The 23,178-nt window shown below is 71.3% G+C and carries 21 protein-coding genes; 11 read left to right on the forward strand and 10 right to left on the reverse strand.

The annotated features are described in order from the left end of the window. Positions 1 to 9: 9 nt before the first annotated feature. The 3 genes from bcp to aroA form a co-directional block, all read right to left on the reverse strand. Positions 10 to 483, reverse strand: coding sequence for a thioredoxin-dependent thiol peroxidase (bcp, locus tag P5G50_RS08410; RefSeq protein WP_301210985.1), 474 nt, complete (start codon positions 481 to 483; stop codon positions 10 to 12). Between the two features lie 74 nt (positions 484 to 557). Continuing rightward, complete coding sequence (gene rsgA, locus P5G50_RS08415) at positions 558 to 1,607, reverse strand: ribosome small subunit-dependent GTPase A (protein WP_301210982.1); 1,050 nt, start codon at positions 1,605 to 1,607, stop codon at positions 558 to 560. A 2-nt stretch (positions 1,608 to 1,609) separates the two neighbouring features. Continuing rightward, the gene (gene aroA / locus P5G50_RS08420; protein ID WP_301210981.1) at positions 1,610 to 2,971 is read right to left on the reverse strand and encodes a 3-phosphoshikimate 1-carboxyvinyltransferase; all 1,362 of its coding nucleotides are present in this window, start codon (positions 2,969 to 2,971) and stop codon (positions 1,610 to 1,612) included. Positions 2,972 to 3,079: 108 nt separating this feature from the next. Here aroA and P5G50_RS08425 point away from each other — a divergent pair, with 108 nt between their 5' ends. The 3 genes from P5G50_RS08425 to P5G50_RS08435 all read left to right on the forward strand — a co-directional run bounded on the left by P5G50_RS08425 (position 3,080) and on the right by P5G50_RS08435 (position 4,831). Next, positions 3,080 to 3,685, forward strand: coding sequence for a sigma-70 family RNA polymerase sigma factor (locus P5G50_RS08425; RefSeq protein ID WP_301211408.1), 606 nt, complete (start codon positions 3,080 to 3,082; stop codon positions 3,683 to 3,685). Continuing rightward, the gene (locus tag P5G50_RS08430; RefSeq protein ID WP_301210979.1) at positions 3,685 to 3,930 is read left to right on the forward strand and encodes a zf-HC2 domain-containing protein; all 246 of its coding nucleotides are present in this window, start codon (positions 3,685 to 3,687) and stop codon (positions 3,928 to 3,930) included. The genes P5G50_RS08425 and P5G50_RS08430 overlap by 1 nt, the downstream gene beginning before the upstream one ends. Positions 3,931 to 4,084: 154 nt before the next feature. After that, positions 4,085 to 4,831, forward strand: a complete 747-nt coding sequence (locus tag P5G50_RS08435; protein WP_301210977.1) for an alpha/beta hydrolase — start codon at positions 4,085 to 4,087, stop codon at positions 4,829 to 4,831. A gap of 6 nt (positions 4,832 to 4,837) precedes the next feature. On the opposite strand, the gene P5G50_RS08440 is transcribed toward P5G50_RS08435, so the two are convergent. Together P5G50_RS08440 and P5G50_RS08445 are read right to left on the reverse strand one after the other, a co-directional pair. After that, positions 4,838 to 5,614 (reverse strand): VOC family protein, encoded by a 777-nt coding sequence (locus P5G50_RS08440; protein WP_301210974.1) that lies wholly within the window; start codon positions 5,612 to 5,614, stop codon positions 4,838 to 4,840. 82 nt (positions 5,615 to 5,696) lie between these two features. After that, positions 5,697 to 9,599: a multifunctional oxoglutarate decarboxylase/oxoglutarate dehydrogenase thiamine pyrophosphate-binding subunit/dihydrolipoyllysine-residue succinyltransferase subunit gene (locus tag P5G50_RS08445; protein ID WP_301210973.1), complete on the reverse strand. Its 3,903-nt coding sequence runs from the start codon at positions 9,597 to 9,599 to the stop codon at positions 5,697 to 5,699. Positions 9,600 to 9,732: 133 nt separating this feature from the next. Here P5G50_RS08445 and guaB1 point away from each other — a divergent pair, with 133 nt between their 5' ends. From guaB1 to P5G50_RS08465, 4 genes are all read left to right on the forward strand, one after another. Next, the gene (gene guaB1, locus P5G50_RS08450) at positions 9,733 to 11,172 is read left to right on the forward strand and encodes a GMP reductase (protein WP_301210970.1); all 1,440 of its coding nucleotides are present in this window, start codon (positions 9,733 to 9,735) and stop codon (positions 11,170 to 11,172) included. Positions 11,173 to 11,365: 193 nt separating this feature from the next. After that, on the forward strand, positions 11,366 to 12,694 hold the full coding sequence (locus tag P5G50_RS08455; RefSeq protein ID WP_301211406.1) for a hemolysin family protein: 1,329 nt from the start codon (positions 11,366 to 11,368) through the stop codon (positions 12,692 to 12,694). Continuing rightward, positions 12,687 to 13,724, forward strand: coding sequence for a hemolysin family protein (locus tag P5G50_RS08460; RefSeq protein ID WP_301210969.1), 1,038 nt, complete (start codon positions 12,687 to 12,689; stop codon positions 13,722 to 13,724). The genes P5G50_RS08455 and P5G50_RS08460 overlap by 8 nt, the downstream gene beginning before the upstream one ends. Before the next feature lie 153 nt (positions 13,725 to 13,877). Beyond that, on the forward strand, positions 13,878 to 14,255 hold the full coding sequence (locus P5G50_RS08465) for a VOC family protein (RefSeq protein WP_301210966.1): 378 nt from the start codon (positions 13,878 to 13,880) through the stop codon (positions 14,253 to 14,255). Positions 14,256 to 14,268: 13 nt separating this feature from the next. On the opposite strand, the gene P5G50_RS08470 is transcribed toward P5G50_RS08465, so the two are convergent. Both P5G50_RS08470 and P5G50_RS08475 read right to left on the reverse strand, forming a co-directional pair. Continuing rightward, on the reverse strand, positions 14,269 to 15,375 hold the full coding sequence (locus P5G50_RS08470; RefSeq protein WP_301210964.1) for an NADH:flavin oxidoreductase/NADH oxidase: 1,107 nt from the start codon (positions 15,373 to 15,375) through the stop codon (positions 14,269 to 14,271). Between the two features lie 8 nt (positions 15,376 to 15,383). Beyond that, positions 15,384 to 16,025: an HAD family hydrolase gene (locus P5G50_RS08475; RefSeq protein ID WP_301210963.1), complete on the reverse strand. Its 642-nt coding sequence runs from the start codon at positions 16,023 to 16,025 to the stop codon at positions 15,384 to 15,386. An 85-nt stretch (positions 16,026 to 16,110) separates the two neighbouring features. Between P5G50_RS08475 and P5G50_RS08480 the strand changes: the two genes are divergently transcribed. The 4 genes from P5G50_RS08480 to P5G50_RS08495 all read left to right on the forward strand — a co-directional run bounded on the left by P5G50_RS08480 (position 16,111) and on the right by P5G50_RS08495 (position 20,069). Continuing rightward, entirely contained in the window at positions 16,111 to 16,980 is an 870-nt protein-coding gene (locus tag P5G50_RS08480; protein WP_301210961.1) for an ADP-dependent NAD(P)H-hydrate dehydratase, read from the forward strand. A gap of 24 nt (positions 16,981 to 17,004) precedes the next feature. Then, complete coding sequence (locus tag P5G50_RS08485; RefSeq protein WP_301210960.1) at positions 17,005 to 18,294, forward strand: hypothetical protein; 1,290 nt, start codon at positions 17,005 to 17,007, stop codon at positions 18,292 to 18,294. Between the two features lie 39 nt (positions 18,295 to 18,333). After that, positions 18,334 to 18,639, forward strand: coding sequence for a thiamine-binding protein (locus P5G50_RS08490; RefSeq protein ID WP_301210959.1), 306 nt, complete (start codon positions 18,334 to 18,336; stop codon positions 18,637 to 18,639). 149 nt (positions 18,640 to 18,788) lie between these two features. Further along, complete coding sequence (locus P5G50_RS08495) at positions 18,789 to 20,069, forward strand: MFS transporter (RefSeq protein ID WP_435870856.1); 1,281 nt, start codon at positions 18,789 to 18,791, stop codon at positions 20,067 to 20,069. A 25-nt stretch (positions 20,070 to 20,094) separates the two neighbouring features. Here P5G50_RS08495 and P5G50_RS08500 read toward each other — a convergent pair whose 3' ends face one another. From P5G50_RS08500 to P5G50_RS08510, 3 genes are read right to left on the reverse strand one after another with little or no spacing between them, the layout of a single operon-like run. Then, positions 20,095 to 20,748: a response regulator gene (locus P5G50_RS08500; protein ID WP_301210957.1), complete on the reverse strand. Its 654-nt coding sequence runs from the start codon at positions 20,746 to 20,748 to the stop codon at positions 20,095 to 20,097. Between the two features lie 36 nt (positions 20,749 to 20,784). After that, the gene (locus tag P5G50_RS08505; protein ID WP_301210956.1) at positions 20,785 to 22,011 is read right to left on the reverse strand and encodes a hypothetical protein; all 1,227 of its coding nucleotides are present in this window, start codon (positions 22,009 to 22,011) and stop codon (positions 20,785 to 20,787) included. Next, a complete protein-coding gene (locus P5G50_RS08510; protein ID WP_301210953.1) occupies positions 22,008 to 23,174 on the reverse strand; it encodes a sensor histidine kinase in 1,167 nt (388 codons plus the stop codon). The genes P5G50_RS08505 and P5G50_RS08510 overlap by 4 nt, the downstream gene beginning before the upstream one ends. Positions 23,175 to 23,178: the final 4 nt, after the last annotated feature.

Here is a 23,178-nt window from a genome sequence, read left to right on the forward strand (position 1 = left end):
CGCTCGGCGTCAGTCCAGGCCGAGCTTCTTGCGCAGCGACGCGACGTGGCCGGTGGCCTTCACGTTGTAGAGCGGGAGGCGGACGCTGCCGTCGGGGTCGATGACGAACGTCGAGCGGATGACGCCCTCTACCACCTTGCCGTAGAGCTTCTTCTCGCCGTAGGCGCCGTACGCCTGGTGCACGGCGAGGTCCTCGTCGGAGAGCAGCGGGAAGTTGAGGCCCTCCTGCTCCTGGAACTGCTTGTTCTTCGCGGGCGCGTCCTTCGAGATGCCCAGCACGGTGTAGCCGCTGGACTTCAGCGAGTTGAGGTTGTCGCGGAAGTCGCACGCCTCCTTCGTGCACCCCGGGGTCATGGCCGCCGGGTAGAAGTACACGATCACGTTGTCGCCGGCGTAGTCGCCGAGCGAGACGGGCGAGCCGTCCTGGTCGGTCAGGGTGAATGCGGGAGCCGCCTGGCCCGCTTCGAGTCGCACATCAGTCATGCCCCCATTCTCCCAGCGCAGCGCACTCAACGCGCAGCGCGCTCCGCGCGCAGCGCGCTCAGCGCGCAGCGCTCTCAGCGCGCGAAGGTCAGCAGGAGGCGCTGCAGCGAGTCCAGGCGCGCGCGGCCGGTCTCACCCAGCGCGCCGGCGTCCACGGCCTCCTGGATGGCGCAGTCCGGCGCGTCCGGGAGGTGCGTGCAGCCGCGCGGGCAGTCCTCCGCCAGCGCGGCGAGGTCGGTGAAGGACTTGAGGATGCTGTCGGTGTTCACGTGGCCGAGCCCGAACGACCGCACGCCGGGGGTGTCGATGACCCAGCCGTGCCCCTCCCCGTTCTCCACGCGCAGCGAGACGGTGGAGGAGGAGGTGTGCCGTCCGCGACCCGTCACGGCGTTCACGTGCCCGGTCGCCCGGCCCGCGCCCGGCACGATCGCGTTGACGAGCGTGGACTTGCCGACGCCCGAGTGTCCGACGACGACCGTGTCGTGGCCGACCAGCGCCGCGCGGATCTCGTCCACGGGGATGTGGTCCTCCCGGCTGGTGAACACCGGCAGGTCGAGCCCTGCGAAGTTCTCCAGGAACGGACCGGGGTCGGCCAGGTCGATCTTGGTCACGCAGAGCATCGGCTCGATCGCCGCGTCGTATGCCGCGACGAGGTAGCGGTCGACGAGCCGCGTGCGCGGCTCCGGGTTGGCGGCGGCCACCACGATGAGCATCTGGTCCGCGTTCGCGACCACCACCCGCTCCACCTCGTCGGTGTCGTCGGCGCTCCGTCGCAGGAGGGTGGTGCGCGGCTCGATCCGGACGATGCGGCCGAGCGTCCCCTCCTCGCCGGAGGTGTCGCCGACCACGGCCACGCGGTCGCCGGTCACGATGGCCTGGCGGCGCAGCTCGCTCGCCCGCGCGGCGGTCAGCTGGCGCTCGTCGTCGCCGCCCTCGTCCAGGAGCACGGTGTATCGCCCGCGGTCGACACCGAGCACGCGCGCGATCTCCGCGTCCGCATGCTCAGGACGCGTCTTCGTGCGAGGACGGTTGCCCTTCGGATTCGGACGGGTGCGGACGGCCGACTCGTCGTACTCCGCGTAGGCGCCCTCATCCTCGTCGTCGTCGTCCGCCCACCACGACATGATTACGCGGCGCCGTCCTGCAGCATGCGGCTCCAGAGCTCGGTGAACTGGGGGAGGGTCTTCGCCGTCGTGCCGACGTTCTCGATCTCGACGCCGGGCACCACCAGTCCGACGATCGCGCCGGCGGTCGCCATCCGGTGGTCCTCGTAGCTGCGCCACACGCCGCCGTGGAGGGGCCGCGGCTCGATGCGCAGGCCGTCCTCCAGCTCGGTGACGGCGCCGCCCAGCCCGTTCAGCTCGGCCGCCAGCGCCGCGAGCCGGTCGGTCTCGTGGTGGCGGATGTGCCCGATGCCCGTGATCTCGCTGGGCGACTCCGCCAGCGCGGCGATCGCCACCAGCGCGGGAGCCAGCTCGCCGCCGGTGGTCAGGTCGAGCTGGACGCCCTGGATACGCTCCGGACCCGTCACGGTGAGCCGGTCGCCGTCGCGCGTCACGGTCGCGCCGAACAGCGGCAGCAGGTCGATGAGGTCCGCCCCGACCTGGGTGGTCGACGCGGGCCAGCCGGTGATCGTCACCGAGCCTCCCGTCACCACCGCAGCCGCCAGGAACGGTGCCGCGTTCGAGAGGTCGGGCTCGATGTCGACGTCGCGCGCCGCGATGGCGCCGGGCCGCACGATCCAGTGCCCGACCTCCGGCGACTCCACGGTGACCCCGCGCGCCGCCAGCGCCGCGATCGTCATCTCGATGTGCGGGAGGCTGGGGAGGCGCTCGCCGGCGTGCGTCAGGTCGAGGCCCTCCTCGAACCGGCTCGCCGACAGCAGCAGGGCGCTGACGAACTGGCTGCTGCTGGAGGCGTCGACCTCGACGGCGCCGCCGCGGACCGAGCCGGTGCCGTGCACGGTGAAGGGCAGCGCGCCGCGGCCGTCGTCGTTCACGTCGACGCCGAGCGCGCGCAGCGCGGAGATGATGGCGTGCATCGGGCGCCCGCGGGCCGAGTCGTCCGCGTCGAACATCGTCGGGCCGAGCGCGAGGCCGGCGACCGGCGGCACGAACCGCATGACGGTCCCGGCCTGGCCGCACTCGATGGTCGTGCTGCCCAGCAGCTCCTCCGCCGGCGTCACCAGCAGGTCGGAGCCGAACTCGCCGGAGCCCGGCCGCTCCTCGATGGTCACGCCCAGCGCCCGCAGCGCCTCCACCATGTTCACCGTGTCGCGGGAGTGCAGCGGCGCGCGCAGCAGCGACGGCCCGTCGGCGAGGGCGGAGAGCACGAGCTCGCGTGCCGTCAGCGACTTGGACCCGGGGAGGGAGACGGAGGCCGACACCGGTCCGGCCGCGACGGGCGCGGGCCAGAGCGTGTTCGGCTCGTCCGTGCGGTTGTCGCCGTACGGGTCGAAGTCGGGGGCGGAATATTTCGAGATCAGCATTGTTGTCAAGATTATCCGTTTCCGACCAGAGGAAGGCTGCCCGTGGCTCTCGCGACCGCCGTGCTCGACGCTCCCCCCATCCCGGAGGCGCGTTTAGACTGGCCGGTGATGACCACAGAGACGCAGGATCAGGGCCGCCTCTTCGAGGAGCAGGCCCTGCCCTTCATGGACCAGCTCTACGCGGCGGCCCTCCGCATGACCAGGAACCCGTCGGACGCACAGGACCTGGTGCAGGAGACGTACGTGAAGGCGTACGGCGCGTTCGCCCAGTTCAAGCAGGGCACGAACCTGAAGGCGTGGCTGTACCGCATCCTCACCAACACGTTCATCAACACCTACCGCAAGAAGCAGCGCGAGCCGTACCAGGGCACGATCGACGAGCTCGAGGACTGGCAGCTGGGCGGTGCGGAGTCCATGTCCGCCGCCTCCAGCCGCTCGGCCGAGGCGGAGGCGATCGACCACCTGCCCGACAGCGCCGTCAAGGACGCGCTGCAGGCCATCCCGGAGGACTTCCGGCTGGCCGTCTACCTCGCCGATGTCGAAGGCTTCTCGTACCAGGAGATCGCCGACATCATGAAGACCCCGATCGGCACCGTGATGAGCCGCCTCCACCGCGGCCGCAGGATGCTGCGGGAGCTGCTGACCGACTACGCGCACGAGCGGGGGCTCTCTGCAGTCCAGGACTCCGCCGTGCAGACCCCCAGGAGAAAATGATGACCGACTGCGGTTGTGACAAGGCCAAGGCCGAACTCGAGGAGTACCTGCGCAACGAGCTCTGCAGCGAGGATGCTGCCGATGTGCGCGAGCACCTCGCGAACTGCGCCGGCTGCTCGGACGAGGCGCACCTCAACGTCGTGCTGACCGAAGTGGTCCAGCGGGCGTGCAAGGAGACCGCTCCCGAGACGCTGCGCACCGAGGTGCTGCTGAAGATCCGGTCCTTCCAGGCGACCGTCCACTAGGCTCGGGATCGCGCTGATCGATCCGCGGCTGAGCGCCCTGGTCGATGAGACCCGCGCGTTCTACGAGCGACGCGGCAGCGGCCGGGGCCCGCGCGACGCGGCGGAGCTGGCGGCGATCCGGGAGGGTGCGCGAGCACCGGAACCGTCGCCATCGGTGACGACCGAGACCGTCGAGCACGGCGGTCGGGCCGTCGACCTCCGGATCCTCCGACCCGGTCTCGATGCTCCTCGCGGAGTCGTCCTCGATCTGCACGGCGGCGGCTTCTATCTGGGGCTGACGGGTGCCGACGGCCGCCGCAACGGCGAGCTGGCGGAGGCGCTCGGCGTCGCCGTCGTGAGCGTCGACTACCGGCTCGCGCCCGAGCATCCCTGGCCCGCCGCGCCGGACGACAGCGAGACCGCGGCGCTCTGGCTCGCCGAGCACGCGGCCGAGCGGTTCGGGACGAACCGCCTCGCGATCGCCGGCTTCTCAGCGGGTGCGACGCTCGCGATGACGACCTTGGTCCGGCTGCGCGACCGCGGCGGCTCACCCTTCGCCGGCGCCGTGCTCCAGTTCGGCACCTACGACCTCAGCGGGCGGACGGCGGCCGGTCGCCTGATCCGCGACGAGTACTTCATCGAGGCCTATGCGGGCGGAGCGATCGACCGCACCGATCCCGACATCTCGCCGATCTTCGCGAGGGTGGAGGGGCTGCCTCCCGTGCTCATGATCGTGGGGGAGGAGGATGTCCTCCTAGCCGACAATCAGGCCATGGCTGAGCGTCTCGCGGCCGCGGGCGTGGACGTCGACCTGCGCGTCTATCCGGCAGCGCCGCACGGATTCACCGGTCACGCGACGCCCATGGCCGCGGCCGCACAGGCGGACCTGCGGGCCTGGCTGGACGCACGTCTCGGTCGGTGAGCCCCGTCACTCCCTGCTGCGCACCTGGTGCAGGAAGAACAGCCCGCCGAGGGGGTCGGTGACCTGCGCGAACGTCCCGAACTCGCTGTCCCACGGGTCGCGCACGACCGAGCCTCCCAGTTCGACCACGCGCTCGGAGGCGGCGGCCGCGTCGGCCACGCCGAAGTACACCACCCAGTGCGATGGCACGCCCGGCGGGAGCATCGCGTCGGCGTCATAGACACCGCCCGCGGGCGAGGAGGGGTCGCCGAAGGTCACGTAGCGGAAGTCGGCCGTGTCGCCGAGCACCTGCGTGCTCCAGCCGAACGCTCGCGTGTAGAACTCGACCTGGGCCGCGTAGCTGCGCGCGTACAGCTCGTGCCAGGCGAGTCCGCCGACCTCGGCGACCAGCTCGAAGCCGCGGTGCTGCTCCGGATCCCAGAGCCCGACGACCGCGCCGCCGGGGTCGGCGATCACGGCGAGGCGGCCCTGGTCGCCGACGGTCATGGTGGGCGCGACGACCTCGGCGCCCGCCTTCTTCGCCGTCTGCTCCGCCGCTTCCGCGTCCTCGACGAGCAGGTACGTCAGCCAGGTGTTCGGCTGCGCGCCCTCCATCGCGGGGCCGAGGCCGGCCACGCGGTGACCGTCCTTGAGGAACGTCAGATAGCCTCCATACTCCTCGCCCGCCTCCTCGGCCGTCCAGCCGAACAGGGCCGTGTAGAAGTCGCGGGCGCGGGGGACGTCGGAGGCGGCGTAGTCGACCCAGCAGGGCTCGCCGAGGCGGTGGGTGGTCACGACGGTCATGCGGTCAACCTACGCCGAGAGCCCCGGCCCTGACCAGGTGTCTGGTCGGAGCCGGGGCTCTCGTGCGTGCGTTCGGCCGTGGCTAGAGCGTCAGCGCCCGCTGGATGAGCAGCGACTGCTCCTGGGCGTGGCGCTTGGCCGAGCCAGCGGCCGGGGAGGCCGACGGCGGACGCGAGACGACGCCGAGCGGGCGCGGGCCCAGCTTGGAGGTCTCCAGGATCATGTACGGCCAGGCGCCCTGGTTCTCGGGCTCGTCCTGCACCCACACCAGTTCGGCGTCGGGGTAGGAGTCGACGACCGCCTTCAGCTCGTCGCCGGGCAGCGGGTAGAACTGCTCCACCCGGACCAGCGCGATCTCGGGGTTCGGGTTCTTCTCGAGCTCGTTGAGGAGGTCGTAGTAGAGCTTGCCGGCCATGAGCAGGACGCGCTTCACGGCGCCCTTGTCGCTGATCCGCTTGTCGTCGATCACCGGCTCGAAGCGGCCCGACGTGAAGTCGGCGACGTCGCTCGACGCCCCGCGGAGCCGCAGCATCGCCTTCGGGGTGAAGACGACCAGCGGGCGGCGGGGTCGGGCGTACGCCTGGCGGCGCAGCAGGTGGAAGTACGACGCCGGGGTCGACGGCCGCGCGACGGTCATGTTGTTCTCGGCGCACAGCTGCAGGTACCGCTCGATGCGGGCGCTGGAGTGGTCGGGCCCCTGACCCTCGTAGCCGTGGGGGAGGAGCAGCACCAGCGACGAGCGCTGGCCCCACTTCTGCTCGGCGGACGAGATGAACTCGTCGATGATGATCTGGGCGCCGTTCGCGAAGTCGCCGAACTGCGCCTCCCACAGCACCAGGGCGTCGGGCCGCTCGACCGAGTAGCCGTACTCGAAGCCCATGGCCGCGTACTCGCTGAGCAGAGAGTCGTAGATCCAGAACTTCGCCTGGTTGTCGCTGAGGTTGGCCAGCGGCAGCCACTCCTGGCCGTTCTGCCGGTCGTGCAGAACCGCGTGGCGCTGCACGAACGTGCCGCGGCGGGCGTCCTGGCCGGCGAGGCGCACCGGGGTGCCCTCGATCAGCAGGGTGCCGAGGGCGAGCAGCTCGCCGAAGCCCCAGTCGATGTTGCCGTTGCGGCTCATGTCGCTGCGCTTGTTGAGCAGCTGCTGGAGCTTGGGGTGGACCGTGAAGCCCGCGGGCGGGTTGTTGAACGCGTCGCCGATCAACTGGATGACCTGCGCGCTCACCGCGGTGGTGTCCGGCTCGCCGACGTTGTCGTCGGACTGCTGGGCCGTGGGGGCCTCCAGGTCCTCCGCGCCGTCGCCGCCGATGACCGGCGTCGAGTTGGTCTGCGCGGCGTGCGTCTCCATGAAGGCGCGCTCCAGGCGCTCCTGGAAGTCCTTGTGCGCCTGCTCGTACTCCTCCTCGGTGATGTCGCCGCGGCCGACGAGGGCCTCGGTGTAGAGGCGGCGCACGGAGCGCTTGGCCTCGATGAGGTTGTACATGAGCGGCTGCGTCATCGACGGGTCGTCGCCCTCGTTGTGACCGCGGCGGCGGTAGCAGATCAGGTCGATGACGACGTCGCGCTTGAACTCCTGGCGGTACTCGAAGGCGAGCTGCGCGACGCGCACCACGGCCTCCGGGTCGTCGCCGTTCACGTGGAAGATCGGCGCCTGGATGGTCTTCGCCACGTCGGTCGAGTACACCGACGTGCGGCCCTCGCCGGGAGGCGTGGTGAAGCCGACCTGGTTGTTGATGTTGACGTGGATGGTGCCGCCGGTGCGGTACGCCCGCAGCTGCGACATCTGCATCTGCTCGACCACGATGCCCTGTCCGGCCATCGCGGCGTCGCCGTGGATGAGGATCGGCAGGGTGAGGAACGTTCCCGCCGGGCGACGGTCCTGCTTGGCGCGGACGATGCCCTCGAGCACGCCGTCGACCGCCTCCAGATGGGAGGGGTTGGCCGCGAGGTAGACCGGGATCTCCTCGCCGTTCGCGCCCTTGAACGTGCCCTCGGTGCCGAGGTGGTACTTGACGTCGCCGGAGCCCTGGACCGTGCGCGGGTCCTGGGTGCCCTCGAACTCGCGGAAGATCTGGCCGTAGGTCTTGCCGGCGATGTTCGTCAGCACGTTGAGGCGGCCGCGGTGCGCCATGCCGATCGCGACCTCGTCGAGCTCGGCCTCTGCCGCGCCCTGGAGGATCGTGTCGAGGAGCGCGATCGTGGACTCGCCGCCTTCGAGGCTGAACCGCTTCTGGCCGACGTACTTGGTCTGCAGGAAGGTCTCGAACGCCTCGGCCTCGTTGAGCTTGCCCATGATGCGCAGCTGCTCGTCGTGGGTCGGCTTCTCGTAGGGGCGCTCCAGCTTCTGCTGGAACCACTCGCGCTGGGCCGGGTCCTGGATGTGCATGTACTCGATGCCGACCGTGCGGCAGTAGGAGTCGCGGAGCACGCCCAGGATGTCGCGCAGCTTCATCGTGCGGCGGTCGCCGCCGAACTTGCCGGTGACGAACTCGCGGTCGAGGTCCCAGAAGGTGAGGCCGTGGTTCTCGATCTCGAGGTCGGGGTGCGAGCGCTGCTGGTACTCGAGCGGGTCGATGTCGGCCATGAGGTGGCCGCGCACGCGGTACGAGTTGATGAGCTCCTGGACGCGGGCGGTCTTGTCGACGGCGCTCGCCAGGTCGACGCTGATGTCCGGGTTCCAGTGGATGGGGGAGTACGGGATGCGCAGCTCGGCGAAGATGTCCTCGTAGAAGCTCCGCTTGCCGATCAGCAGCTCGTGCACGATCTTGAGGAACTCGCCGGAGCCGGCGCCCTGGATGACGCGGTGGTCGTAGGTGCTGGTCAGCGTGATCGTCTTGCCGATCGCGAGGCCGGCGAGCGTCTTCTCGCTGGAGCCCTGGAACTCGGCCGGGTACTCGAGGGCGCCGGCGCCGATGATGCAGCCCTGGCCCTTCATCAGCCGCGGCACGGAGTGGACCGTGCCGATGCCGCCCGGGTTGGTGAGCGAGATCGTGGTGCCGGCGAAGTCGCCGGCCGTCAGCTTGTTGTTGCGGGCCTTCGACACCAGGTCCTCGTAGGCGGCGAGGTACTCGCCGAACGCCATCGTGTCTGCGCGCTTGATGCTCGGGACGAGCAGCGCGCGCGAGCCGTCTGGCTTGGGGATGTCGATCGCGATGCCGAGGTTGATGTGCGCGGGGGCGACGACGGAGGGCTTGCCGTCGACCTCCTCGTAGAACACGTTCTGGCTCGGGAACTGCTTGAGCGCCTGGATGAGCGCCCAGCCGATCAGATGTGTGAACGAGACCTTGCCGCCGCGGGCGCGCTTCAGGTGGTTGTTGATGACGATGCGGTTGTCGATCATCAGCTTGGCCGGGATGGTGCGCACGCTGGTCGCGGTCGGGACCGTGAGCGAGGCGTCCATGTTGGTGGCGAGCGACTTGGCCATGCCGCGCAGCGGGGTGACCTTGTCCTCCTCGGCCGGCTCGGCGACCGCGTTGGGGGAGGTGACGGGCGCCTCGGCGGGGACGGGCTGCGGCTTCGGCGCGACGGAGGTCGTCCGCGCGACCGGCTGCTGGCCGATGATCGGGATGGGCGTCGTGATCGGGCGGGGCTCGCCGTTCGCGGTGGCGGGTGCGGCGGGCGCGGCCTGCGTCGTCGGGTCGACAGGGGTCGACGGCTGCGCGGGGGTGGTCGGCTCGGCCGGGGTCGGGACCGTCGGCTCGGCCGGGGTCGGTGCGACGGGCTCGGCGGGCGTCGGCGCTGTCGGCTCTGCGGGGGTCGGCGCCGGCGTCTCGGTCGGCGTCTCTCCGGGTGCGGGGGTCGACGACTCGGCGCCGTCCTCCTTCACCGTCGGCTGGTAGCTCTCGAGGATCGGCCACCAGGACTTGTCGACCGAGTTGCGGTCGTGGACGAACTGCTCGTACAGCTCATCCACCAGCCATTCGTTGGCTCCGAACTCGCCCGACGATCCGTCGTCGGTTCCCACTCCGGTCAATTGGCTCGACACAGCCGATCGCCCACTCTCCGTTGATTTTCGTCCGATCGGGCAGCTCGTGGCGCCCGCTTCCATCCGAGATTCAAGCCTAATCCCATCGCCGCCTCCGTGCCTGCGTCCAGCGCGGAGCGATACCGTTATTCCCATGCAGTTCTATGGAACGTCGCCCCGCCACGACCTCACCTACTCGGACGTCTTCCTCGTCCCCTCGCGGTCGGACGTCACCAGCCGGCTCGACGTATCGCTCGCCCCGAACGACGGCACCGGCGCGACGATCCCGATCGTCTCCGCGAACATGAACTCGGTGACGGGCAAGCGCCTCGCAGCGACCCTCGCCCGCAGGGGCGGACTGGGCGTTCTTCCGCAGGACATGCACCTGCAGGACCTCGACGAGGCGATCCGTTGGGTGAAGGCGCAGCCCGTCGCCTTCGACACCCCGTACGACGCGCACCCCGACGAGACCGTCGCCGACGTGCTGCGCCGCATCCCGGCCGTGGAGGGGCACGGCATCGTCGTGCAGGGCCCTGGCGGCGACTACCTCGGCTGCCTCGCGTCGAGCCAGCTCGGCTCCGCGCTCCCCGACGCCCGCATCGGCGACCTGCTGCACGGCGCGCTGACCTCGCTCGACGCGGAGGATCTCACCGACGGCAAGGCCGCCTTCGCGGTCATGGACGCCGCCGGCATCGACTTCGCCCCCGTACTCGACCACGGCAGGGTCGTCGGGACGCTCAGCCGCCGCAGCGCCCTGCGCTCCACCATCTACCAGCCCGCCCTCGACGCCGACGGCCGCCTGCGCGTCGCCGCGGCGGTCGGCATCAACGGCGACGTCGCCGGCAAGGCGAAGGCGCTGGCCGCCGCCGGCGTCGACGTGCTCGTCATCGACACCGCGCACGGCGACCAGGGCGGGATGCGCCGCGCGATCCGCGAGGTGAAGGCGCTGAACCTGGGCCTGCCGATCGCCGCGGGCAACGTCGTCACCGAGCAGGCCGTGCGCGACCTCGTGGAGGCGGGCGCCGACATCCTGAAGGTGGGCGTCGGCCCCGGCGCGATGTGCACGACCCGCATGATGACGGCCGTGGGCCGGCCGCAGTTCTCCGCGGTGCTCGAGACCAGCGCCGCGGCGCGCGAGCTGGGAGCGCACGTCTGGGCGGACGGCGGCGTGCGCTACCCGCGCGACGTCGCCCTCGCGCTCGCGGCGGGCGGCGCCTCCGTCATGATCGGCTCCTGGTTCGCCGGCACGATCGAGGCGCCGGGGCTGCTCGCGCGCGACGAGGCGGGCAGGCTCTACAAGGAGAGCTGGGGCATGGCGAGCACGAAGGCGGTCAAGGGCCGCTTCGAGCGGCTCGACGCCTTCGAGCTGGCCCGCAAGACGCTGTTCGCCGAGGGCATCTCGAGCTCGCGCATCTACCTCGACCCGCTGCGGCCGTCGGTGGAGGACCTGCTCGACATGATCACGACCGGCCTGCGGTCGTCGTTCACCTATGCCGGGGCGCGCACGCTCGCCGAGTTCCATGAGCGGGCGCTCGTGGGCATCCAGTCGGCTGCCGGCTACGAGGAGGGCAAGGCGCTGCCCGTCAGCTGGTGACAGGGGCCCGCGAGGGGTTCCTGGAGGCTGGGAATCCGCCTCCGGATTCCTGTCATGCCGTACAGGCGCCGTCGCTATACTGACCGGGAAATGGACGACCCTCCCTCTCATAGCCCATTCCATCCGCTGAGCCCGCGCACGTGGGGCGCCGACCGCCGCGAGCGGGGTGACCGCCGTGCTCTATGAGTGGATCATGCTCGCCGTCGGCCTCCTGCTGACCGTCGGCACCGGCCTCTTCGTGGCGAGCGAGTTCGCGCTGGTCAACCTCGACCGCGGCGACCTGGAGGCGCGGCGCGAACGCGGCGAGTCCCGGCTCAGCATGACGATCGCGGCGCTCCGCATCACATCGACGCACCTCTCGGCCGCGCAGCTCGGCATCACGCTGACGACACTGCTCACCGGTTACACCATGGAGCCCGCGATCAGCTCGCTGCTGCGCGGGCCACTGCTCGCCACCGGGCTGCCGGAGGGAGCGGTCACCCCGATCGCGACCGTCGTGGCCATCGCCGTGGCGACGCTGCTGTCGATGATCCTCGGCGAGCTGGTGCCCAAGAACTTCGCGCTTGCGCTGCCGCTCGCGACGGCCAAGCTGGTGATCCCGTTCCAGACGGTGTTCACAACTGTCTTCCGGCCCTTCGTCGCGCTTCTCAACGGCACCGCGAACGGCTTCCTGCGCCTGCTCGGCATCGAGCCGAAGGAGGAGCTGTCGGGCGCACGCACGGCCGACGAGCTGTCGTCGCTGGTGCGCCGCTCCGCCAGCGCGGGCGTGCTGGAGGCCGACACCGCGACCCTGCTCAGCCGCACGCTGGCCTTCTCGTCGCGCAACGCCTCCGACGTCATGACGCCGCGCCCGCGCATCGAGAGCGTGCAGCGCGCCGAGCCCGCGGAGGCCGTGATCGCGCTCGCCCGCCGCACCGGCTACTCCCGCTTCCCGGTCGTCGACGACGACGTGGACGACGTGGTCGGCTTCGTGCACGTCAAGCAGGCGGTCGGCGTGCCGCGCGAGCGCCGCAGCAAGGTCCCGGTCTCCGCGCTGCAGACGGATGCGCTGCGCGTTCCGGAGACGATGAGCCTGGAGACGCTGCTCGGCGAGCTCCGCGGCCAGGGCTACCAGATGGCGGTCGTGGTCGACGAGTACGGCGGCACCTCCGGCATCGCGACCCTCGAGGACCTGGTCGAGGAGATCGTGGGCGAGGTCGCCGACGAGCACGACCGCACGCGGGCCGGTGTGGTCCGCGGCCGCGACTCCATCACGTTCCCCGGCATCCTGCGCCCCGACGAGCTGCTCGAGCGCGCGGGTGTCACCGTGCCGGAGGAGGGTCCGTACGAGACCGTCGCCGGCTTCGTCATGAACGAGCTCGGCCGCCTCCCGAAGGTGGGCGACGAGGTGCCGATCGAGGGCGGGACGCTGCGCGTCGAGCGCCTCGAGGGCCGCCGCGTCGACCGCATCCGCTACACGCCGGACCCGGAGGCGCCCGCCACCGCGGACCCGGCCGCGAGCGAGAGGGGGCGCCATGAGTGACTGGGCAGGCATCGCCTGGCTGGTGGTGCTCCTCCTCGTGAACGCGTTCTTCGTCGGCGCGGAGTTCGCCGTCATCTCGGCGCGGCGCTCGCAGATCGAGCCGTTGGCCGAGCGCGGCAAGCGCAGCGCCAAGACCGCGCTGGTCGCGATGGAGCACGCCACGCTCATGCTGGCGACGACCCAGCTCGGCATCACCGTGTGCTCCCTGCTGATCCTGAACGTGTCGGAGCCGGCCATCCACCATCTGCTGGAGGGACCGCTCCACCTCACCGGGCTGCCGGAGGAGGTCACCGGCACGATCGCCTTCATCGTGACGCTGGTGCTGGTGTCGTTCCTCCACGTCGTGTTCGGCGAGATGGTGCCGAAGAACATCTCGTTCTCGATGCCGGACAGGGCCGCTCTGCTGCTCGCGCCTCCGCTCGTCGCCATCGGCCGCGCCGTGCGCCCGATCATCGTCGCGCTCAACGCGACCGCCAACGGCGTGCTGCGCCTGTTCGGGGTGGAGCCGAAGGACGAGGCCGCGAGCACCTTCACGCTCGACGAGGTGGCGACGATCGTCAGCCAGTCGACGCGCGAGGGCGTGCTGATGGACAGGACCGGTGCGCTGACGGCCGCGTTCGAGTTCACCGAGAAGAAGGTGCGCGACGTCATGGTGCTGCCGGACACGCTCATCTCGCTCCCGCCGAACCCGACTCCGGCCGACGTCGAGAAGGCCGTGGCCAAGCACGGGTTCTCGCGCTACGTGGTGCCGGACGCCGACGGGGAGCCGACCGGCTACCTCCATCTCAAGGACGTGCTCGACCTGGAGGAGACCGGCTTCGAGCTGCCGGTGCCCGCCAAGCGCATCCGCCGCCTCGTCACCGTCTTCGTCGACAGCGACCTGGAGGACGCCCTCGCGACCATGCGCCGCTCGGGCAGCCACCTGGCGCGCGCGGTCGACGGGGAGGGGTCGACGGCCGGCGTGCTGTTCCTCGAGGACATCATCGAGGAGCTCGTCGGCGAGGTGCAGGACGCGACCAGGCGCCGGTAGTTCCACGTCGAGGGGTCCCGACACGCCGTCCGGCCGAGCTCGGAACGGCGTGTCGGGACCCCTCTGTCGCGCTGTCTAGAACCTCCGTTCCAGCATCCCCGGGCGGTCCCCGCGCGCGTAGCATGCCGCCCGGATAGAAGAGGAGGAGCTCTCATGTTGGAGTCGTGTGTGACGTACTCCGTCCTTCCTGCCTCGGACCTGCGGCGGGCCACCCAGTGGTACCGCGACAAGCTCGGGCTGGAGCCGGAGGACACGATGGAGTCCGGGGTCCGCTACGCGACGGGCACGGACGCGAAGATCCTGATCTACGAGACCGCCAACGCCGGGTCGGCGAAGAACACCGCGATGTGCTGGATCGTCCCCGATATCGAGGACGCGATGGGTTCGCTGCGGGAGAAGGGCGTGGTCTTCGAGGACTACGACTTCCCGGGCCTGAAGACCGAGAACGGGATCGCAACCGACAGCAGCGGCCGGTCCAGCTGGTTCCGCGACAGCGAGGGGAACTACCTCTGCCTGACGGAACTCAGCTGAACCGGCGGACGCGTCAGCGCTGTCCGGCGACCGACCGCGTGCGCCACTTCGCGCGCAGGTACTGCGGCGGCCAGTAGCCGACCTCGACGCCCAGCTCGTGTGCGGCCCGCAGCGGGAAGTGCGGGTCGCGCAGGAGTTCGCGCGCCAGCATGACGGCGTCCGCGCGGCCGCTCGCGACGATCTCCGCGGCCTGCTCGGCCTCGGTGATGAGCCCGACCGCGCTCACGTCGACCTCGGCCGAGCTGCGCACGTGGTGCGCAAAGGGCACCTGGTAGCCCGGCTCGACGGGGATGCGCACGCCGGGGGCGATGCCGCCGCTGGAGATGTCGAAGAAGTCGGCGCCCGCCTCCTGCGCCCAGCCGGCGACGGTCGCGGTCTGGTGCTCGTCCCAGCCTCCCTCGACCCAGTCGCTGCCCGAGAAGCGGATGAACAGCGGGACGTCGTCGCCGATCTCGTCGCGGACCTCCGCGGTGATGCGCAGCAGGAGGCGCGCGCGGTTCTCGAGCGACCCGCCGTACTCGTCGGTGCGGTGGTTCGCGATCGGCGAGAGGAACTGGTGGAGCAGGTAGCCGTGGGCGGCGTGGATCTCGAGCACCCGGAAGCCGGCGTCGACGGAGCGGCGCGCGGCGGCACGGAAGTCGGCGACCACCTTGTCGATGCCGGCGAGGTCGAGCTCCACCGGGACGGCGAAGTCGTCGAAGGCGATCGCCGAGGGTGCGACCGGCGTCCAGCCTCCCTCCTCCGCGGGGACGCTGCCGGTGCGGCCCTCGAAGCCCCACGCGGCCCAGCTCGACGCCTTGCGGCCGGCGTGCGCCAGCTGGATGGCGGGCACGGCGCCCTCCGCGGCGATGAAGGCGGTGATCGGGCGCCAGGCGTCGGCCTGCTCGTCGGTCCAGATGCCGGTGTCCTGCGGGGAGATGCGCCCCTCCGGGCTCACCGCGGTCGCCTCGGTGAACACGATGCCGCTGCCGCCGGAGGCGATGGCGCCCAGGTGCACCAGCTGGAACGTCTGCGGGACGCCCGACTGGTCGAGCACCGAGTACATGCACATCGGCGAGGCCCAGATGCGGTTGCGGGCGGTGACGCCGCGCAGGGTGAAGGGATCGAAGAGAGAGACCATGTACCGATTCAAGCCGCGAGCGACTGAAGATATGCCCGGAGGTCGTCCGCGGTCGTGTAGACATGCCCGGTGATGCCGACGGCCTCGGCCCCGCGCACGTTCTCCTCCTTGTTGTCGATGAAGACCGCGTCGGCGGCGGTGATGCCGAGCTCTTCGAGCACGTGCCGGAAGATGTCGGGGCCCGGCTTGCTGGTGCCGAGCTCGCCGCTGACGAACACCTTCTCGAACAGGTCGCCGAGCGAGCCGTTGCGGTAGTACGAGCCGAAGTCGCGGCCGGCGTTCGAGAGCAGCGCGAGCCGCGTCCCACCCTCCTTCAGGTCGACCAGCACGTCGAGCGTGTCGCGGTCGACGGTGAGCCAGCTGCGGAAGTCGGCCAGCCACAGCCGGTGGATGGTCGCGTCGCCCCACTGCTCGCCCAGCTCGCGCTCGATGCTGCGCCAGTACTGCTGGATGCTGAGCGTGCCCTCGTCGAGCGCGGCCCGATGCCGCCAGTAGGCGGGCCAGAACACGTCGGCGTCGCCGCCGGCCAGCTCGGTCAGCGCCGCGCGGTCCTCGTCGGTGGGGGTGAGCGAGATGACCTCGCCGTAGTCGAACACGACGACCCGGCCGGGGAGGCTGATCGGACGGCTGCCGGAGGCGCTGCTGCTCATGCCGCTCAGCCTATTGCGGCCGCAGGGCCTGCGGGGGAGCGGGCCTCGCGGGCGGACGGGCCTATGGTGTGGGACGGAGGTGCCGATGAGCGAGGTCAGGCAGTGGGAGGAGCGCGACGCCGCGCAGTGGATCGCCGTGCCGGATGAGCGGAGCGACAAGTACACCCGCGGGGTGCTCGGCGTCGTCACGGGGTCGGACCTGTACCCGGGAGCCGCGGTGCTGGGCACGGAGGCCGCGGCGCGGACCGGGGTCGGCATGATCCGCTACCTCGGCGCGTCCCGCCCGGCGGAGGAGGTGCTGCGCCGCCGCCCGGAGGTCGTCACCGCGCCCGGCCGCGTGCAGGCGTGGCTGATCGGCTCGGGCATGGACGCCTCCAGCAGGCCGGAGGACGACGCCGTGCGCCTGCGCCACGCGATCGAGGACGGCACGCCGCTCGTGATCGACGCCGGAGCGCTCGACCTCGTCGGCGACGCCACAGGACCGGTTGTCATCACCCCGCACTACCGCGAGCTGGCCGGGGTGATCGCCAGGGCCGGCGAGGACGACGGGCAGGCGCCCAGCGCCGCCGACATCGCCGACGACCCGGGCGGGTGGGCGCTGCGCGCCTCCCACCTCCTCGGGGTGACGGTTCTGCTCAAGGGGCACACGACGCACATCGCGACCCCCGCCGGGACGCACCGGGCGGTCACCGCCGGGCCGCCGTGGCTCGCCACCGCGGGCAGCGGCGACGTGCTCGGCGGCGTGCTGGGCGCGCTGGTCGCCACGCACGAGCAGGAGCTCTCCGGGACGCGCGAGGAGACGCTGGAGGCGCTCGCCGCGCTCGCCGCCACCGCCGCGTGGGTGCACGGTCGTGCGGGGGAGCGCGCCTCGGCCGGCGGGCCGATCGCCGCACTCGACATCGCGGGCGAGCTCGCAGCCGTCGTGCGCGACCTCGTAACGGCCGGAGCGTCGTAGGCCGTTCCCCTAGGATGAGGCCTCATGGGGATGCTCCGGCGGGTCGCGGCGAGCCCCTACGCCCTCTGGATCGCGTTCCTCCTCGTGCACATCGTCGTCGGCGGTCTCGCGCTGATCGGCGGCAAGGGCCTCGGCGACGTGATCTTCGTCTACGAGCCGTGGGCGCGGCTGGCTGCGATGGGCAGCTCGGTCGTCGGCGTGACCACCGACTGGGTGTACCCGTTCGGCGCCCTCGTGCCGATCATGCTGCCGCTGTTGTTCGGGGTCGACAACTACGTCGGCGGATGGCTGACGCTGGTGCTGCTGGTGGACGCGGCGGCGTTCGCCGTGCTGATCGTGGGCCGGGAGCCACGGCGGCTCACCGCTGCGTGGTGGTGGCTGGCTTTCCTCCTGCTGCTCGGCCCGATCGCCGTCGGCCGGCTCGACGCGTTCTCGGCGGCGCTCGCGATCATCGGCCTGCTCTGGCTCACCGTGCACGAGAAGGCCGCGGTCGCGGTGCTGACGATCGCCACCTGGATCAAGGTGTGGCCCGCCGCGCTTCTGGCCGCCGCCGTGGTCGCATTCCGCACCCGGTGGCGGATCATCTCGGTGGCCGTCGCGACCTCCCTGATCATCGTCGCGGTGCCGCTGATCTTCGGCGCCGGGATGCACGTGCTCAGCTTCGTCACCGCGCAGACCGCCCGCGGCATCCAGGTGGAGGCACCGGTCAGCACCTTCTGGATGTGGCAGGCGCTGCTCCACGTGCCGGGCGCGCAGGTCTATTACGACGCGCCCCTCAACACGTTCCAGGTCAGCGGTGCCGGAACCGCGGCGGCGGGCGAGCTGATGAACCCGCTGTTCGCCGTGTCGGCCGTCGTCATCGTGCTGATCGGCATCCGCGCGGTGATGCGCGGCACGCCGGTGACCCGGGTGCTGCCGGAGCTGTCGCTGGCGCTCGTCACGGCCTTCATCGCCTTCAACAAGGTCGGCTCGCCGCAGTACGTCGCCTGGCTGGCGGCGCCGGTGGTCATCGGGCTCGCGTACCAGGGCCGCGGCTTCCGCACGCCGGCCGTACTCGTCGGGATCATCGCAGGACTGACGCAGGTGTTCTACCCGTTCCTGTACGACTGGCTGCTCGCCCTCGACCCGACGCTGGTCGTGGTGCTGACGCTGCGCAACCTGATGTACTTCGCCGTGCTCGCGTGGGCGGTCGCGGCGCTCTGGCGCAAGCGGCACCGGGCCGAGGCGGCCTGGGACCTGCTGCCCGCGCACGCCTGGCCGTCCCGGACGCCTCGCGGCGCCGAGCCGCAGCCGGCGACGGTGGAGCGGCACTGACTCCGCGGGTGTCCTGCTCGCGGCGATGAAGGAGGAATCATGCTGGTGGCGTTCTCGGTGGCCCCGAGCGGCGGCGAAGGCCCGGACGCGTCGGTGCACGACGCGGTCGCGGCGGCGGTGCGGATCGTGCGCGAGTCGGGCCTCCCGAACCGCACCTCCTCGATGTTCACGGAGATCGAGGGGGAGTGGGACGAGGTGTTCGACGTGATCCGCCGCGCGACCGAGGCCGTCGGGCAGTACGGGAGCAGGGTGTCGCTGGTGCTGAAGGCGGACATCCGGCCGGGCTACAGCGGCGAACTGACCGGCAAGCTCGACCGCTTGGAGCGGGCGCTCGACGCGCAATGACGCTCCGCGCCTGACATTCGTGCCGAATGTGCGTTTTGGCGGCTGTTTGACCAACATTCGTGCCGAATGTGGGCGGCTGCGGGGTGCCGCATTCGTGCCGAATTTCGTCGGCGGCAGCGCGGTCGAAACGATTCGACTAGAGTGGTGCGGTGATCCCGCTTACCGACGGGCCGACGCAGATGTCGTCGGCCCGTACTCGTCTTGCCCTCCTGGCGCTCGCCCTCGGCGGCTTCGGCATCGGCTCCACCGAGTTCGTCGCGATGGGGCTGCTGCCCAACATCGCGCACGACCTCCTGCCGCAGCTGTACGCGCAGTCCACGACCGAGGCGAATGCGCAGGCGGGGTGGATCATCTCGGCGTACGCGCTCGGCGTCGTCGTCGGCGCGCCGACCATCGCCGCGTTCGCCGCGCGGCTGCCGCGCAAGCAGCTGCTGCTGTGGCTGGTCGCCGCCTTCACGCTCGGGACGGTCGCCTCGGCGCTCGCCCCCACCTTCCCGCTCGTGATGGTCGCCCGCTTCGTGTCGGCGCTGCCGCACGGCGCCTACTTCGGGATCGCGTCGCTGGTCGCCGCCTCCCTCATGGGCCCTGGCAAGCGCGGGCAGGGCGTCGCGTTCGTCCTCTCCGGCCTCACGATCGCGAATGTCATCGGCGTCCCGATCATCACGTGGATCGGGCAGGCGCACGGCTGGCGCATCGCCTACCTGGTGGTCGCCGCGATCTTCGCGCTCACGTTCGTCGCGATCTCGCTGCTGGTGCCGCTGCAGGCGGGCAACCCGAAGGCGACGCTGCGCAACGAGCTACGGGCGTTCGGCCGGCTGCAGGTGTGGCTGGCGCTGCTGATCGGGGCGATCGGCTTCGGCGGCTTCTTCGCCGTGTACACGTACATCGCACCGATCGTGACGACCGTCACCGGGCTCCCGGAGTCGGCGGTGCCGCTGGTGCTGGTGCTGATCGGCGTCGGGATGACCGTGGGCAACCTCCTCGGCGGGTGGATGGCGGACCGCAGCGTGAAGCGCGGGATGCTGCTGTTCTTCGCCGTGCTGCTGGTGTCGCTCGCCACGCTCTATTTCACCGCGTGGAGCCTGGCCGGCCTCCTCGTCTCGGTGTTCGTCGTCGCCGGGGCGTGCGCGGCGCTCTCGCCGATGATCCAGACCCGGCTGATGGATGTCGCGCACGACAGCCAGTCGATCGCCGCGGCGCTCAACCACTCGGCCCTCAACATCGCGAACGCGGCGGGCGCCTACCTCGGCGGCTTGACGATCGCGGCCGGGCTCGGCTACCTGTCGCCGATCATGGTGGGCGCCATCCTCTGCGTTGCGGGCATCGTCCTCGCGCTCGTGTCGTTCGGGATCGACCGCTCGCGCATCCGCCGCGGCGTCGACACCGGCGTCGTGCACGCGCAGCGCCCGGACCCCGTCCCGGTCGACTGATCCCGCCCGTTCCCCGCCGGTAGGGTCAGTCGTTCTGGAGGAGGATGCCGTCCTGGATGGCGCGCTTGCGCAGGGCGACCTTGGTGCCGACGTCGTAGCCGGCCACGCGGTACTTCTCGCGGATGCGCTTGAGGTAGCTCTTGGCGGTCTCGTCCGAGATGCCGAGCTGGAACGCGACGGCCTTGACCGGCTCGCCCGCTCCGTACAGCGCCATCACGCGGCGCTCCTGCGCGCTCAGCTTGGGTGCGGCGCCGGTCTCTCCGGCGTTGAGCGCGAGGTCGAGCTCGGTCGAGATGAACGACTCGCCCTTGCTCGCGGCGCGGATAGCCTCCACGATCATCTCGGCGTCCTCGCTCTTGACCAGGTAGCCGAGCGCGCCGGCGGCCAGCGCCTCGCGCACGACGGCCGGCTCGGAGTAGGTGCTCATCAGCACGGTCCGCACGCCGGTGGTCTTGAGGGTCGACAGCTTGAGCGAGACCGGGATGTTGTCCTTGAGGTCGAGGTCGAGCAGCACGACGTCGACCGGGAACTCCGGGTGGGTCAGCAGCTCGGGCCAGCTCGCCACCGCGGCGACCATCCGGATGTCGTCCGCGACACTGCGGATCCATTCGGTGAGGGCGCCGAGCAGCATCTTGTGGTCGTCGACGATCGCGATACGGATGGGGGGTGCCTCGCTCACGGCTGCCTCTCTTCAGGTTCCAGCGGGCCGGCTGGATCAGCCCAGCTCGGCCGCGACATCGCTCACGGTGGTGATCTCGATCCGGAGCGTCGAGCGCGAGAACGACTCGACGTAGCGGCCCACCTTACGGATAGCTTGCCACGCCGCAGGGTCTACCCCGTTTCGCGGCACACCGGTCGTTCGGATCACGATGGACATTGTGGCACCGGTGCCGGGGGTGGCGGGCTGCTGGTCCGGCCGGGTGATGTCGAGCGACAGCGACCGCGGCTGTCCGGTGCCCGAGCGGACCGGGTCGCTGATCAGCAGCCACACCGCGGTCAGGAGGCCGTCGCGCTGCTCCCGCGCGAGGCCTGCGGCGAGTCCGTCGGCATCGGTGAGGGTCACGGCCGGGCCGAGCAGCGCCGACTCCGTGACCGCGTGGTACAGCCAGGTCTCCTTGCGGCCCTGGATGAGGTGGAGGCGCAGGTCGGTCGCGATCGCCGACGCCGTCTCGGCCGTGGTCTCGTCGAGCGGGAGCGGCGTGCGGCCGGTCGCGACACCGTCGAGCAGGCGCTCGGCGGCGAGGTCGAGCCGGGCGAGCTCCTCCGACGCCATCATGCCCACCGCGTAGCCGGGGGAGGAGACCGTGCTCTGCACCTGCACCAGGTCGAGCTCCAGCTGCACAAGGGTGCGCAGCGACCGCACGATCTGCACGCCGATCAGCGGAGGAGCGACCGCGATCGCGATGGTGGCGAACGACGGGCCGAGGAGCTGGGGGTCGATGCCCGCGCGGAGGCCGAACACGACGGCGAGCACCACGCCGAGCACCCCGGTGGCGGCGACGATCTCGCGGGCGGGCCGCACGGGAGCGCAGAGCAGAAGGCCCGGTCCGACGGCCGCGGCCGCGGTCAGCGGGTACCAGCCGGTGCTGCTCGCGGTGCCGGCCACGTCCAGCGCCACCGCGGCGCCCCAGACCACCAGGGCGACGACGAACAGCCAGAGGGGCAGCTGGTCGGGCAGCCGGAACCGCAGCACCAGCGCGGCGACCAGCGTGCCCGCGATCAGCGCCCACGCGCCGCTCGACAGCAGGAGGGCCGGGAGCACCGGCGCGGTGAGCAGGAACATCAGGAACAGGAAGAGGATCAGCGTCAGGGCGGCGACGTTGAAGCCCAGGTCGAGCCGGGCGCGCCCGAGCGCGTCGCGCTCGTCGCCCTCGGCGGGGTGGCCGAGCGGCCCGCGCGGGACGGTGCGCTCGTCGGCGCGGCTCACGTCGGCACGGCTCACTTCGGCACCTCCAGCACCACGGTCGTCCCGCTGCCGGGGGAGGAGAACAGGCGGGCGTTCCCGCCGACGTCGCGCAGCCGGGCGACGATCGACTCGGTGTAGCCGAGCCGGCCCTCCCCGATGGTGGAGACGTCGAAGCCCTTGCCGGCGTCGGTGACCATCGCGCGCACCGTGTTCTCGTCGTCGGTGATCGTCACGTGCGCCTCGTTGACGCCCGAGTGCCTGCGCACGTTCTCCAGGCACTCGCCGAGCGCCAGCAGGAACGAGTCCAGCACGTCGCTCGGCAGGAACACCTGGCCGGCGCCGTGCCAGTTGACCTCGAGGCCCATGCGCCGGAAGCGCTGCTTGACCGACTCCAGCGTGTTGCCGAGCGTCGACTCCTCGACGGGCTTGAGGCGGTAGTCGCCGGAGCGGGAGGGGTCGGGCGTGAAGCCGAGACGCAGCTGCCGCAGCAGCGCCGCGTCCTCGGCGGCCTGCTCCCGCAGCGCCCCGACGCTGACGCCGACGCCCGAGTGCGCGAGCAGGGTCAGGGTGGCCAGCACGGTGTCGTGCAGGAGGCGGGCGCCCTGCCGGCGGCGCGCCTCCGTCTCGCTCGCCTGCCGCTCCACCCGGTACGCGCGGCTCATGGTGGAGATGCGCTTGAGCGTGCGCGGGACGGTCCGCGCGAGCCAGATGCCGGTCGCCGTCAGCGTCACCCAGCCGGCGATGATCAGCAGCAGCGGCTCGATCATCCGCGAGCCGGTCGCCGCGAGCGTGACGGTGGAGGCGGCGAGGGTCGCGAGACCCGACCCGCCGAGAAGGAGGATGCGCGGCCGGGAGGTGACAGCCGGGATGCTGAGGCAGGCCACACCGACCGCCCCGATCACCGCGATCGCGCTCACCGCCGAGGCGCCCATCTGCTGCGCGGGGAGCAGGTGGAGGAGGATCAGCGAGACACCGGACACCGCGATCACCGACATCCACACCACCGGGCGCTGCAGGCCGGCCACCTCGTACTGCGCGACGCCCATGCAGGCCAGCAGCACGAGGGAGGCGAGGTACAGCGGAAGGGGGAGCGTGTCGGGGATGCTGAGGCAGAGGAAGGCGGTGGCGGTCGCGATCAGGCCGACCGTCCGTGCCGTGGAGGCGAGGAGTCGATCACGCTCCTTCTGGATGCGCGACATGCCC

The organism is Leifsonia williamsii (assembly GCF_030433685.1).
GTDB lineage: Bacteria > Actinomycetota > Actinomycetes > Actinomycetales > Microbacteriaceae > Leifsonia > Leifsonia williamsii.

Coding starts and splice junctions, on each gene's coding strand:
- bcp (WP_301210985.1), bottom strand. CDS start 483: ATGACTGATGTGCGACTCGAAGCGGGCCAGGCGGCTCCCGCATTCACC.
- rsgA (WP_301210982.1), bottom strand. CDS start 1,607: ATGTCGTGGTGGGCGGACGACGACGACGAGGATGAGGGCGCCTACGCG.
- aroA (WP_301210981.1), bottom strand. CDS start 2,971: ATGCTGATCTCGAAATATTCCGCCCCCGACTTCGACCCGTACGGCGAC.
- P5G50_RS08425 (WP_301211408.1), top strand. CDS start 3,080: ATGACCACAGAGACGCAGGATCAGGGCCGCCTCTTCGAGGAGCAGGCC.
- P5G50_RS08430 (WP_301210979.1), top strand. CDS start 3,685: ATGACCGACTGCGGTTGTGACAAGGCCAAGGCCGAACTCGAGGAGTAC.
- P5G50_RS08440 (WP_301210974.1), bottom strand. CDS start 5,614: ATGACCGTCGTGACCACCCACCGCCTCGGCGAGCCCTGCTGGGTCGAC.
- guaB1 (WP_301210970.1), top strand. CDS start 9,733: ATGCAGTTCTATGGAACGTCGCCCCGCCACGACCTCACCTACTCGGAC.
- P5G50_RS08455 (WP_301211406.1), top strand. CDS start 11,366: ATGCTCGCCGTCGGCCTCCTGCTGACCGTCGGCACCGGCCTCTTCGTG.
- P5G50_RS08460 (WP_301210969.1), top strand. CDS start 12,687: ATGAGTGACTGGGCAGGCATCGCCTGGCTGGTGGTGCTCCTCCTCGTG.
- P5G50_RS08465 (WP_301210966.1), top strand. CDS start 13,878: ATGTTGGAGTCGTGTGTGACGTACTCCGTCCTTCCTGCCTCGGACCTG.
- P5G50_RS08470 (WP_301210964.1), bottom strand. CDS start 15,375: ATGGTCTCTCTCTTCGATCCCTTCACCCTGCGCGGCGTCACCGCCCGC.
- P5G50_RS08475 (WP_301210963.1), bottom strand. CDS start 16,025: ATGAGCAGCAGCGCCTCCGGCAGCCGTCCGATCAGCCTCCCCGGCCGG.
- P5G50_RS08480 (WP_301210961.1), top strand. CDS start 16,111: ATGAGCGAGGTCAGGCAGTGGGAGGAGCGCGACGCCGCGCAGTGGATC.
- P5G50_RS08485 (WP_301210960.1), top strand. CDS start 17,005: ATGGGGATGCTCCGGCGGGTCGCGGCGAGCCCCTACGCCCTCTGGATC.
- P5G50_RS08490 (WP_301210959.1), top strand. CDS start 18,334: ATGCTGGTGGCGTTCTCGGTGGCCCCGAGCGGCGGCGAAGGCCCGGAC.
- P5G50_RS08510 (WP_301210953.1), bottom strand. CDS start 23,174: ATGTCGCGCATCCAGAAGGAGCGTGATCGACTCCTCGCCTCCACGGCA.